This is a genomic window from Microcoleus sp. Z1_A1, from assembly GCF_036700305.1.
Taxonomy (GTDB): Bacteria; Cyanobacteriota; Cyanobacteriia; order Cyanobacteriales; family Microcoleaceae; genus Microcoleus.
Genome location: NZ_JAUBOR010000016.1, coordinates 65,819 through 79,453, shown reverse-complemented (window position 1 = coordinate 79,453; position 13,635 = coordinate 65,819). Strand labels below are relative to the sequence as shown.

Here is a 13,635-nt window from a genome sequence, read left to right as displayed (position 1 = left end):
ACTTCCACAAGTTTGTGGGATGGGCGTCCCGCCCGTCCTTTTTGGATGGGTGGGACGCCCATCCCACAATAACAATTAAAATTGTAAGTTATTTAATTCGCGATCCTAGGCAGAGCCTAGGAACTAGGTAAATAACAAATAAGTAATAAAAAATGACTAACAAAGAAAGCCTGCAACGGCATTTACTGCAACTAGACAATCGAGGCTACAAAGCATACAAAGACATTCAAGGTAGTTACGAATTTTCAGAATTCACATTAATAATTGATTACGTGCAGGGAGATCCCTTTGCTTCTCCCAGTAAATTTAGAGTCATAGTTCCCCCCAACATTGCTCAAATTCCCCGCGAACTTTTCAACTCTCGCAGTCGAGAAATAGCCTTGCGAGATTACCTAACTCGCCAGTTTGACAAAGCAGCACACAGCATCAGCAGCAAACGCGGCACTGGCAAAAGCGGTATGATTGCAGTGACTCGGTTCGGACAAGAAGTTTTAGAGCGAACTTCCGCATTTATTACCCCCCCAACCCCCCCTTATCAAGGGGGGGCAAAAATCTCTATATCCCCCCCTTATCAAGGGGGGGCAAAAATCTCTATATCCCCCCCTTACCAAGGGGGGGAATTAGGGGGGGTAGAACTGCGATTTGCCGTCGGACTTCCAGCGGGCGGGCGGAGTATTTTAGGGCGACAAGCTGCTGAAATGCTCTGCGAAGATATTCCTCAAATAGTCAGTAAATCTCTGAAGTATGCTAATTTAAATCCTGCGGAATGTCGCCGTCACGTTGAAACTGTAGAAGATGCTGACTGGCTGCGGGAACAGTTAGCTGAAAAAAGATTAGTTGCGTTTGTTGCTGACGGTTCTATTTTACCCCGCCGCAGCGGTGTTGACAACAGTCCTTTGTTAAATAATGCTGTGGCTTTTCAGTCGCCGCCGTCGTTAAAAGTTGAGTTTAATTGTCCGAATCGCGGTTTGATTTCCGGTATGGGTATTCCCGCTGGCATTACTTTGATTGTTGGGGGCGGCTATCACGGCAAATCAACTTTACTCAGGGCGATCGAGTTGGGGGTTTACAACCGAATTCCCGGAGATGGTAGGGAATTTGTGGTGACTAATCCGGCGGCGGTTAAAATTAGAGCGGAAGATGGGAGAAGTGTTGCGGGAGTTGATATTTCGCCTTTTATTAACCACTTGCCACAAGGTAGAGATACTGCACAATTTTATACTGAGAATGCGAGCGGTAGCACGTCGCAAGCTGCTAATATTATTGAGGCTTTGGAAGTGGGGAGAAGGAAGAAGGAAGGCACGACACGGATTTTGACACGGATACACGGATTAATTTATGAAGAGGATTTAGTGCCTGTTTTATTGGTGGATGAGGATACGGCGGCGACGAATTTTATGATTCGCGATCGCAGAATGCAGGAACTCATCGCTAAGGATAAGGAACCGATTACGCCGTTTATTGATAAAGTTAAACAGTTGTACGCAGATGGCGGCGTATCGACTATTTTAGTAATGGGGGGAAGCGGCGATTATTTTGATGTGGCAGATACTGTGATTGCACTAGATAATTTTCAAGCATATAATGTGACGGGAAAAGCTAAAGATATTGCTAAAAAATACTCGATTAGCCGTGCTGCTGAAGGGGGAGAAAATTTTGGTAAGATTACTCAAAGAGTGCCGATTCCTGCTAGTTTAGATCCGAGTCGGGGACGGCGAGATGTGCGGGTGAAGGTGCGAGATGTTGATGAATTGGCTTTCGGAACTGAGGAGATTGATTTGGGTGCTGTTGAGCAAATTGTGGACAGCGGACAGTTAAGGGCGATCGCTGCGGCAATGGTTTATGCTAAGCAGCAATACATGGACGGAAAACGCACTTTGTCGGAAATTATCGATTTGGTGATGGCAGATATTGACGCGCGCGGGATGGATATTTTATCGCCTTTTCCTGAAGGGGATTTTGCCATGTTTCGACGCTTTGAATTGGCGGCGGCAATTAATCGGCTTCGTAGTTTGTCGGTTGTTGCTAAGTAGATTTTCTTAATATAAGTGTATTGTTGTCCTACTTTTGATATGCTGACCAAAGTGAGTGCAAAAACCGCGATTGAAGTATGACAGGCAATATAGGACAACTGACTGCTTTAAGCGATCGACCTTATTTAGTATTAAGCAATCAAGGGGAGGTTTTACAGTTAGAGTTAAAACAGCAGCAGCACGTATTGGGGCGCGATCGCACTCGTGCTGATTTAGCCATTCCCGAAGCTTGGCGCGCAGTTTCCGGCGTTCACGCTGTTTTGCGCCAAATTGGGGATAATTACTGGATTTACGACGGTGACGGCCAGCGGCCGAGCACTAATGGCTTATTTGTCGATCGCACTCGCATCACTCCCAATGACGGCTATTGTCTGAAAAACGGCACAGAACTTAAAATCGGTCTCGATCCTCAAAATCAAGTTTTGCTGACTTATTTTAATCCGCTGGCGAATCAGGTTGCTGTCCCTAGCAAGCAGTCAATTCTTCTTAAGAATCGGTCGGTTTTGTTGGGTCGCGATCCAAACGCTTCGCTGCAATTAGATGCGCCGCTTGTTTCTAGACGCCACGCCACAATCGACCAAGACAGTCGCGGTAATTATATTTTGCGAGACCACAGCGTTAACGGGGTTTTTGTTAACGGTCAGCGAGTCACAAATTCTGTACAGTTGTCCGAAGGAGATGCAATTCGGATCGGCCCGTTTACTCTAACTTACCGCATCGGTGAGTTGCAGATGCAAGACTCCGGCCATCAAATTCGTTTGGATGCTGACAGTCTGGTGATTCCGAAGCGTTTGGATAACATCACTTTGGCGATCGAACCGGGGCAGTTTGTGGCTTTAGTCGGCGGTAGCGGTGCGGGTAAATCTACTTTAATGCGGACGCTTTTAGGCATCGAAAAAACTACTAACGGCGCTGTGTTTCTCAATGGCGACAACCTGCGCCAAAACTTCAATATTTACCGCAATCAAATCGGTTACGTGCCTCAAGATGATATTGTGCACGCAGATTTGACAGTAGAAGAAGTCTTGAGTTATGCCGCTAAATTGCGCTTACCTCCCGATACAGATGTCAAGCCGGTAGTCGCCAAAACTTTAGAAGATATTGAAATGACTCACCGTCGCAAGGCTTTAGTAAAACAGCTTAGCGGCGGACAGCGGAAGCGGGTCAGTATCGGAGTCGAACTGTTAGCAGACCCGAAACTTTTCTTTTTAGACGAACCGACTTCAGGACTCGATCCGGGTTTGGATAAGAAGATGATGCAACTGCTGCGAAAGTTGGCAAATCAAGGCCGGACGGTGATTCTGGTGACTCACGCGACGGCAAATATCACGATGTGCGATCGGATTGTGTTTTTGGGTCGCGGCGGTCGCCTTTGTTACTTCGGCCCGCCTAGGGAAGCGCTCGATTTTTTTGATGTCAAAACAAGCGATTTTGCAGACATTTACAACGAATTAGAAACAGGAGAAACCAACGTTCAAAGCTGGGCAGAAAAGTTTAATAAATCTCCCTACTATCAGCGCTATATTGTCAACCACTTCAGCACAGGCAAGGCTAATGCACAAATACCTTCTGCACCTTCTGTACCAAAATCTCAATCTTTTGTAAAACAACTCGTTTTGCTTTCCCAGCGCTATTTTCAACTCGTTTCCCGCGACTTAGTTAACTTGAGTTTAGCTCTTTTAACGGCTCCGATCGGCATTAGTTTGCTGCGGCTAGCCGTCAGAGATAAAGACCCATTAATTGGCGCACCGGAGGCAACTTTAGCACCTTTAGCGCTCAGAGTTCTATTTGTATTTACCTGCGCGGCGATTTGGGTAGGGCTGGCAACTTCTCTGCAAGAAATTGTTAAAGAATCTGCTATTTATCTGCGCGAACGTTTGGTCAATTTAGGATTGTTTGCTTATTTAGGTTCAAAAATTTTTATACTTTCTGGTTTAGCCGTATTGCAAACACTGTTAATGGTAGGAGTTATTCTGATTGCTTTTAAATCCCCCGAACCGAGTTTTATTTCCTGGCCGGTGGGGGCAAGTATTACCACATTCCTAACTTTAATGAGCTGCATAAGCCTTGGATTAGTCGTTTCCGCGATTGTTAAAAATAGCTCTCAAGCTAATAGCGCTTTGCCTCTATTATTGCTGCCTCAGATTATTTTTTCGGGAGTTTTGTTTAAGATGGAAGGTGCGGCGAGCAAGTTTTCTTGGCTGATGTTAAGCCGCTGGTCTGTGGGTGCTTACGGCTCTTTAGTTAATGTGAATGGGATGGTTCCCGCACCTACTACATTACCGGATGGGAGTACGCTTCCTCAGCCGTTTGAGCCTACTCCTGTTTACGATCCAACTTGGGAAAATTTGGGTTTGAACTGGGCTATTTTGTGCGTGCATATTTGCGTTTATTTGATGTTGACTCTGTGGTTGCAGAAGCGGAAGGATATTTTATGAATTATTGGCTGATGAAGTCGGAACCGGATGTTTACAGTATTGCGGACTTGAAGGGCGATCGCACTTCCATTTGGGATGGCGTTCGCAACTATCAAGCGCGCAATTTTATGCGAGAAATGAGTCGGGGAGACTTAGTATTTTTTTACCATTCTAATACTAAATTTCCCGGTATTGTCGGGTTAGTGCGCGTCGTTGAAACTGGGATTGCTGACCCTACTCAGTTCGATATGAAGAGCGAATATTATGATGCTAAATCGCAGTTAAGTGCTCCTCGCTGGCAAACTGTGAAAGTGGAGTTTGTTGAGGAGTTTGCTAAGTTAATATCTTTGGATGAACTGAAACAAAAGTTTAGCGCTGATGAGATTTTGGTGGTGAGAAAAGGCAATCGGTTATCGGTGATGCCGGTATCTGAAAGTGCGGCACAGAAGATTTTGAAGATGAGAGAATCTAATGATTAAACCGCAGAGAACGCAGAGAACACAGAGTCAGAAAAAAGAGAGATGAATAATTCTGATGCCAACAGATTTGATATTACCCACAGTCAGGACACGGCAGTGCCGTATCCCTACAATTAATCTGGCGATGGTTACATCTCTCAGGTCGTGCTCGTGATTATTTTGGGGTAGGGAAACGGCATTGCCGTGTCCGTCTTGCCTATCATGTCTGAGTGCAACCGGAATTAATACTACAGGCAAGATGCCTGTGCCACAAATTGCTTGTGGGGTGGGCCGAAGAGCCCGCCCCAAATATTTGAAATCCCCTAAAGACCGGCAGCACAAACTGCGGCTCCAATTAACCCTACATTGGGATTCAAAACCAATCGAACCGGTATCATTTCTAATAGCGAATCCATCCGCCCTTTGTGGGTAAAAGCCCGCATAAAACCCCCTTCTAGAATCAGTGGCAAAATTTTAGCAGCAATGCCACCTGCTATGTACAAACCGCCGTAAGGTAAAAGTGATACAGCCATATTTCCCGCCACCGCACCGTAGGCTTCTACAAACATTTGCATTGTTTGTTCCGAAAGCCGATCGCACTTTTTGAGGGCCGCCTGTGCAATTGTCGCCCCCGGATCGACAGTCTTTTCAGTTTTCCCGATTTCTGACTCCCATTTTTTGATAACTTCCCCTACCTCCGGCGATTCAGGAGCAAACTTTCTGTCCCGCAAAAACTGGTAAATTGAAACAATCCCTTGTCCCGAAACCACACGCTCGATCGATATTCTTTGAATGTCGTGTTTTGCTAACAAATATTTCAGCAATTCAAACTCCAACTCCGAACGAGGAGCAAAGTCACCGTGCCCCCCTTCCGAAGAAAATACCCGGATGCCATTTGCCTCTGGAATTCCAAAACAATTTCCCAAACCAGTACCCGCACCAATCACAGCAATTGGATCGTATTGGCGGGGTTTTCCGACTTGCAAAATGTGCAAATCTTTAGCATCCAAACCCCACACGCCGTAGCCAACCGCAACAAAATCATTAATTAAACTGACGCGGGATATTCCTAATTCTTGTTCCAGACGCTTCGCATCCAGCCTCCAAGGCAAATTAGTCAGTTTTGCAGTATTGTTAACCACCGGGCCTGCGATCGCAAAACAAGCTTTTTCAGGCAATGGCGCAAAATCCAATTTCGTAGCAGCTTCCGTCAAAAACTGCAGCACCATTGGTACTAAATCGGGAAACTCCCCGCTCGGATAGCGAAACTCGTAAAGAGCGTTCATTTCACCGTTAACAGTCCTTTCCACTAAGCGCAAAATTGTCTTAGTTCCGCCAATATCGCCCGCTAATAATAATGCCATAAATCTCTTTTTTCACCAAAGATAACATTCCCCATTTAAACACCCACAGTATTAATTGCCAACCAAGCCCGCAGCACCTCAGCCACTGTCCAAGCTTGAGCCGTGCAGCCCCGCGGCGAGTGGGGGGCGTCGCCCTCAAAAATTTCGCTCAGACTGCCAACTCCGCCGCCCCTTATATGATGTGCCATTGATTCGAGAAATTCGCGAGCTTGTGCTGGGTCTTTGTATACGTGCAAGTGCGCCAAGACAAACGGGCCAATCAGCCAGCCCCAAACTGTGCCTTGGTGGTAGGCGCTGTCGCGCTGCAATTGGTCGCCTTCGTATGCGCCGCGATACTGGGGGTGATGTGGCGAGAGGCTGCGGAGGCCGACAGAAGTGAGCAACTGTTGAGCGCAGCCGTCCACCACGCCGCGCTGCTGGATGGGCGTCAGTAACGGTGTATACCGCGTTTCCTGGCGCATCCCCGCTGACAAGGAGTTGGCGGAGTGAGGAGGAATCGAGTCTAGGGGCAGGGAAACGGCGAATATTTGGTTGGGCCGCAGCGAGGCATCGTGTCCGTCTGGGCCGTCGAGAACGTCGTAACAGTAACCGGTTGAGGCGTTCCAGAAGCGAGGGAATCCGGCGGCCGTTCGATCGCCCAATTGCTGGTATTCATTGTGAGGCTTGCCCAGTTTTCGAGCAAAACTTGCCATAGCTTGTATAGCATTGTACCAAAGCGCGCTGAGTTCGATCGGCTTACCAATCCGGGGCGTCACCACCCAATCGCCGATTTTCGCGTCCATCCAAGTCAGTTGCACACCCTTTTCGCCCGCGTAGATTAAACCGTCATCGGGATCGACGCGGATATTATACCGAGTTCCCTGTATGTGCCAATCAACAATCTCACATAAAGTAGGCCAGAGTTCGCTCAAAAGTTCGTCGTCCCCCGTGGCATCGATATAAGCGCGAATTGCCTCAAAGTACCACAGAGTGGCATCTGCGGTGTTGTATTCCGGTGCGCCGCCCGCATCCGGGAAGCGGTTCGGCAGCATTCCCCGATCGACATACCGCGCAAATGTCCGCAAAATCGATCGCGCAATTTCCGATCGCCCGGTACAGATTGTGAGACCGGGCAAGCTAATCATCGTATCGCGCCCCCAGTCGCTAAACCAGGGATATCCGGCGATAATCGTTTTGCTTTCGGGTTCCTCCGGTAGCGGGCGGCTGACGATAAATTGGTCGGCGGCGAGCACTAAGTGATTGATCCAGTCGGGAGATTCGCTCACTTTTGACCAGTTTTGCAGGAGTTGTTGGTCATAAGTGCGGCGCACTTCTAAAGCTGTACCGCCGTTGAGTTCGGTATTTTTCTCGGTGCTGGCTATCAATGTGAGAGAACTTCCCGGTGCGATCGTCATGTGAAAAGTCGCCGCCTGCAAGTGATCCTCGCAGCAATCCAATCCGCGGCGCTTTTCGGCTGCTAGATCCAATCCGTAATGCCAATTGTATAAGGGCGCAGAGACTTGAAATTTGGCTTCTGGTGTGGCATCTGTCAGCAGGTACAGGGGTGCAGCCTTGGGAAATGCCGTCACGCAAACGCCGCTTTCCAAGGTTTCTAGGCTCATCTGCCAGTCGCCGGCGCTCGTTGTGTGGTGGTAGTCGCGATAGTTGACTAGGGCTTTGACAGCGAGGGCGATCGGTTGTGAGGCGCGGTGCAGGCGGTATTGAATATATGTTGTGTTAGCACCTTGCTGCATCCAAATCCGCTTTTCCAGGATAGCGTCGCCGAGAGCAAACCTCCAAACAGGCGTCGTGCCTTCGAGGTGAAAGCTTTCGATGTAGTTGTAGCCGTGGGGTTCGATCGTCGCGTCGGCCCAGCGGTTTGTATAAAGCGGATAGGCGCGATCGTGATACACCGCCGTCTCGTCCAGCTTGGCGAGCATCAAAGTGCGTCCCAGCGGGGGTTTGAGGGCTGCTACCAGCAAGCCGTGATAGCGGCGGGTGAGGAGATTTGCGATCGTCCCGCTAGCGTAACCGCCGATCCCGTTTGTGACCAACCACTCCCGAGACTCCGCCGAGTCAAGATTGCAGCAGATTTCCCGTCCAAAAGCCATAACCATAAAATCCACACTCGCGCTGATTTTTTACCTACCTTTAGGTAGATTTTCGACATAATATCAACCACAAATATTAACGATTTCAGACCGTTAATTTGGCGATCGCCCCCGTGCGGATTCATGCTCTAATTTAGACATAACTAACCGCTACTTTTGCCCCATATACAATTTTAGCCTTTGATGCCTCTGTCTAAAGTTAGTTGTTTGTTATATTAAGTAATATTACCGTCTAAACAGGCGCTCAACGTTAAGGGCAAAGCATTTGATAGCGCGTCGGGCGATCGAACTACCAACCTATTTTATAAGGAGAACGGCTCAAAGTGAAGATAGGAGCAAATTACCTCGGCAATAACCAATGTGAATTTACCGTTTGGGCGCCCACCCTCAAACAAATCGCAGTCCAAATTGTTTCCCCAAAAAAACGCCTGATACCCCTGCAACAATCAGCAGAAGGTTATTGGCAAACCACAGCTACAGACATCGAACCAGGAACCCTTTACACTTACCAAATCGAAGGAAAAACCGACCGACCAGACCCAGCCTCAAAATATCAACCCCAAGGCGTACACGCTCCGTCGCAAGTAATAGATCAAAATATTTTTACTTGGACTGACACAAATTGGCAAGGCGTGCCGCTAGCCGAAATGATTATTTACGAACTGCACGTCGGCACATTCACCCAAGCCGGAACATTTGAAGCAATAATTCCCCATCTAAAACAACTTAAAGACTTGGGAATCAACGCCATCGAAATCATGCCAGTAGCCCAATTTCCCGGCGAGCGAAACTGGGGATATGACGGCGTATATCCCTACGCAGTTCAAAACTCCTACGGCGGCCCCGAAGGCTTCAAAACACTCGTCAACGCCTGCCACGAACACGGCATTTCAGTAATTCTCGATGTAGTTTACAACCACCTCGGCCCCGAAGGCAACTACCTCAGTCAATTCGGCCCCTACTTTACATCCAAATACGGCTCAATTTGGGGAGATCCCCTCAACTTCGACGACGCCTACAGCGACGGCGTGCGTAACTACTTTATTGAAAACGCCCTCTACTGGTTTCGAGACTATCACATCGATGCCCTGAGATTAGATGCAATTCAAGCAATATTTGAAGTAGGTGCAAGACCTTTTTTACAAGAACTATCCGATGCCACAGCAGATATTTCCAACGAACTAGGACGGCAACTTTACTTAATAGCCGAAAGTGACTTAAATGATGTCCGCACTATACGTCCCAAAGAACTCGGTGGCTTCGGACTAGACGCCCAATGGTGCGATGATTTCCACCACGCACTGCACGCCTTGCTCACCGGAGAAGACGACCGCTACTACCAAGATTTCGGCAAATGCGAACACTTAGAAAAAGCCTTCAAAGAAAGCTTTGTTTACTCCGGCCAGTACGCCCCCCACAGAAAGCGGAGACACGGCAATTCTGTCAAGGATGAACCGGGTCATAAATTTCTGGTGTTTGCCCAAACCCACGACCAAATCGGCAACCGCATTTTGGGAGACCGACTCTCAAAAATAGTTAACTTTGAAGCATTGAAACTCGCAGCAGGCACTGTCTTAATTTCTCCTTACATTCCCTTCTTTTTTATGGGAGAAGAATACGGAGAAGAAGCACCGTTTTTTTACTTCGTTTCCCACTCGGACGAAAACTTAATTGAAGCTATCCGCAAAGACAAACAACAAGAATTTAAAATCTTTGAAGGCCGAGGCGAGTTTCAAGACCCCCAGAGTCCAGAGACTTTCGATAAGTGTAAGTTAAACTGGGAAAAACAAACCGAAGGCAAACACAAAATCCTTTGGGAATGGCACCAACATCTGATTCAACTGCGGCGGACAATACCAGCCCTTAAAAAACTCGACAAAAACAGTCTAGAAGTGTCCAGCATTGAAGCGGAAAAAATCTTATTTCTACGTCGCTGGACAGATGACAGCCAGATATTCTGCATTCTAAACTTCAACACGCAAGATGTCACTTTTACGGCTACACTGCCCCAAGGCAACGGTCACAAAATTTTAGACTCTGCTGATGAAAAATGGATGGGTTCAGGTTCTAGCTTGCCTGAAAAGATAACTTCAGAGCAAAAATTGACCGTTAAACCGCAGAGTTTCGCACTCTATGAATTAGAGTAATTAAAACGGGAGGCAGAGCCTCCAATACAGGCGTTCCCAGGCAGAGCCTAGGAACAAGCAATAGGAGGCAGAACCTATGTAGTTCTCAGCCTCTGTCGCGGAATCTAGTCCCACAAGAAACGGGAGGCAGAGCCTCTCTCATTCCCAGCCTCGGGCCGGGAATGCAGTAGAGGAGGCTCTGCCTCATACATTAAAAGAGAAAACCCTAAAAAACCCGGAGTAAAATTAACATGATGAGAATTCCCACAACAACTTATCGGATTCAATTTCATGGAGGTTTTAACTTTGAAGCCGCCAAACAAATCCTTAGCTATCTGGAAGATTTAGGAATTACCGACCTTTACGCTTCACCAATATTTAAAGCCAGAAAAGGCAGCTCTCACGGATACGATGTCGTTGACTCAAATCAGCTCAATCCCGATTTGGGAACATCAGAAAATTTTGAAGCCCTCACATACGAAATCAAGAAACGGAACATGGGATGGCTGCAAGATATTGTTCCGAACCACATGGCTTATGACACTCAAAATTTGCTGCTGTTAGACGTATTGGAACACGGGCCAGATTCCGACTATTTCGATTACTTCGATATTGAATGGAATCACGCTTACGAACATCTCAGGGGTCGAGTGCTGGCTCCGCTGCTGGGGAATTTTTATGGAGAGTGTCTGGAAAATGGCGAGATTCAACTCAAATACAGCGAAATTGGGCTAACCATCAATTATTATAGCTTACAATTGCCAGTAAGAATTGAATCTTATGCTAAATTCATCAGTCATAACTTGGGGCATTTAGCTAGAGAATTAGGCAGACGCCATCCAGATTTTATCAAGTTTTTAGGAATTCTTTATTTAATTAAAAATACACCTTCAGAAACTAAAGGTAAAACCCGATACGATCAGATAGCTTTTGTCAAAGGACTGCTGTGGGAACTCTACAATCAAAATCCCCTTGTACAGGAATTTATCGATGAAAATATCAAAGTTTTTAACGGAGAAAAGGGAAATTCCGAAAGCTTTAATTTGCTAGACGAATTGCTTTCCGAGCAGTTTTACCGTCTGTCTTTCTGGAAAGTGGGGGCAGAGGAAATTAATTACCGAAGGTTTTTTACAGTAAACGAACTTATTTCGGTAAAAGTTGAAGAGATTAAAGTTTTTCATAAAAACCACGCTCTGATATTCGACATGGTTGATGAGGGAAAGTTTACTGGATTGAGAATCGACCACATCGATGGACTGTACGACCCCACAGAATATTTGAAACGCCTCCGAGAGAAAGTCGGAGACACTTATATTACTGTTGAAAAGATTCTGGAACACGAAGAAGATTTGCCGTCATATTGGCCGATTGAGGGAACTAGCGGCTACGACTTTTTGAATTACGTAAACGGCGTTTTTTGTCGGTGCGATCGCGAGCAGCAATTTACCGAAATATATCAGAGATTTACTCGCTTGACCGTTCCCTACGAACAGTTGTTTTTAGATAAAAAAGGACTGATTGTTGAGAAAAATTTGGCGGGAGATGTAGACAATCTAGCTCAACTTTTGAAGAATATTTCCGGTCAATCGAGACAGGGAAATGACTTTACTCGTCCCGGTTTGGAAAAAGCATTGGCGGCTGTTTTGACAATTTTTCCAGTCTACCGAACTTACATCAATCAAGACGGTTTGAGAGAGTCCGATCGCACTTACGTAAAATATGCGATCGCCCATGCCAAAGAACAAGCACCCAGACTCCTCAAGGAACTTAAATTTATCGAAACGGTGCTGTTGCTGGAAGAAGAAGAAACCCTAACACCCGAACAAAAAGAGCAGCGTCGGCACTTTGTAATGAAACTCCAGCAGTTGACAGGTCCATTAATGGCAAAAGGCGTGGAAGACACGCTTTTATACGTCTACTATCGGCTTTTATCCCTCAACGAAGTGGGAGGAAATCCCAGTCAGTTCGGCGTGTCGCTGGGAGATTTTCACGAGTTCAACCAACAGCAGCAAGCAGCTTGGCCACACAAAATGAATGCGACAGCTACCCACGATACCAAACGTGGCGAAGATGTGCGAGCCAGAATAAACGTTTTGTCAGAAATTCCCGATGAATGGGAACAGCAAGTCAGGTCTTGGAGAGAGGTAAACTCTTCTAAGAAAGTCAACTTTGTGAATCGAATGGTTCCAGATACTAATGACGAATACTTCCTGTACCAAACTCTGCTCGGCAGTTTTCCCTTTGAGGGAATTGAAAACACTGATTATGTCGATCGCCTGAAAGATTATGTGATTAAAGCTGTCCGCGAAGCCAAAGTTTATACGGCTTGGCTGAGACCGGATAACGACTACGAAGCTGGTTTTATGACCTTTGTCGATAGCGTTCTCGAAACTTCGGAACAAAATCAGTTTCTCAACAAATTTACACCTTTCTGGAAAAAAGTAGCTAATTACGGAATTTTCAATTCTTTATCTCAAACGCTGCTGAAAATCACGGCTCCGGGTGTTCCCGACATTTATCAAGGGACGGAATTCTGGGATTTAAGCCACGTCGATCCAGATAACCGCCGTCCCGTAGATTTTGAGCGCAGAATCGAGGTTTTGCGGGAAATTAAAGAGCAAGCTCAGACGGATATTTTGCAACTAATTGAAGATTTGATTGCGACGCGAGAAGACGCGAGAATTAAGTTGTTTTTGACGGCAAGAGCCCTAGAAGCGAGAAAAAAATACTTGCAAGTTTTTCAATCAGGCGATTATCTGCCCATGGAAGCAGTTGGCACGTTTAAAGATAATGTTGTTGCCTTTGCCAGAAGCTTTGGAGAGACTACCGTTATTGTCATTGCTCCCCGGTTTTTGACGGGAATTGTCAAACCGGAAGAAATGCCGATCGGCAAACAAGTCTGGAAAGATACTAATTTGAAATTATCCGAGGAAATGCCGTCGGTTTGGAAAGATGCAATTACAAATCAGGCGGTAGAAAGTAACGGTACTTTGGCAATTGGTGACGCTCTGAGTTACTTTCCGGCAGCTCTGCTGATCGGTAAAAAATAGAAACTAAAGTTGTAGGGTGCGTCAGGAATTGATTATTGGGAGTTCACAATGTTTTTTGGCTCTGACGCACCATACCATGTGCTGGGCTTCTTGAGTT

General features: G+C 46.5%; 7 protein-coding genes. 5 read left to right on the top strand and 2 right to left on the bottom strand.

All coding sequences use genetic code 11. The annotated features are described in order from the left end of the window. The first annotated feature begins 152 nt into the window (after nt 1-152). The 3 genes from QT973_RS13160 (at nt 153) to QT973_RS13150 (ending at nt 4,929) form a co-directional block, all read left to right on the top strand. Nucleotides 153-2,033 carry an ABC-ATPase domain-containing protein gene (locus QT973_RS13160; RefSeq protein WP_333209247.1) on the top strand — a complete coding sequence of 627 codons (1,881 nt, stop codon included), beginning with the start codon at nt 153-155 and terminating at the stop codon, nt 2,031-2,033. 77 nt (nt 2,034-2,110) lie between these two features. Next, the gene (locus tag QT973_RS13155) at nt 2,111-4,471 is read left to right on the top strand and encodes an FHA domain-containing protein (protein WP_333391476.1); all 2,361 of its coding nucleotides are present in this window, start codon (nt 2,111-2,113) and stop codon (nt 4,469-4,471) included. Next, nucleotides 4,468-4,929 (top strand): EVE domain-containing protein, encoded by a 462-nt coding sequence (locus tag QT973_RS13150; protein ID WP_333209251.1) that lies wholly within the window; start codon nt 4,468-4,470, stop codon nt 4,927-4,929. The genes QT973_RS13155 and QT973_RS13150 overlap by 4 nt, the downstream gene beginning before the upstream one ends. A gap of 302 nt (nt 4,930-5,231) precedes the next feature. Here the strand turns inward: QT973_RS13150 and QT973_RS13145 are convergent, their stop codons facing one another. Next, entirely contained in the window at nt 5,232-6,272 is a 1,041-nt protein-coding gene (locus QT973_RS13145) for a glucokinase (protein WP_333259599.1), read from the bottom strand. Nucleotides 6,273-6,307: 35 nt separating this feature from the next. Next, entirely contained in the window at nt 6,308-8,368 is a 2,061-nt protein-coding gene (locus QT973_RS13140; protein WP_333391474.1) for an amylo-alpha-1,6-glucosidase, read from the bottom strand. A 317-nt stretch (nt 8,369-8,685) separates the two neighbouring features. Here QT973_RS13140 and treZ point away from each other — a divergent pair, with 317 nt between their 5' ends. Next, nucleotides 8,686-10,509 (top strand): malto-oligosyltrehalose trehalohydrolase, encoded by a 1,824-nt coding sequence (treZ, locus tag QT973_RS13135; protein WP_333051493.1) that lies wholly within the window; start codon nt 8,686-8,688, stop codon nt 10,507-10,509. A 233-nt stretch (nt 10,510-10,742) separates the two neighbouring features. Then, nucleotides 10,743-13,538, top strand: coding sequence for a malto-oligosyltrehalose synthase (gene treY, locus QT973_RS13130; RefSeq protein ID WP_333391493.1), 2,796 nt, complete (start codon nt 10,743-10,745; stop codon nt 13,536-13,538). The last annotated feature ends 97 nt before the right edge of the window (nt 13,539-13,635 follow it).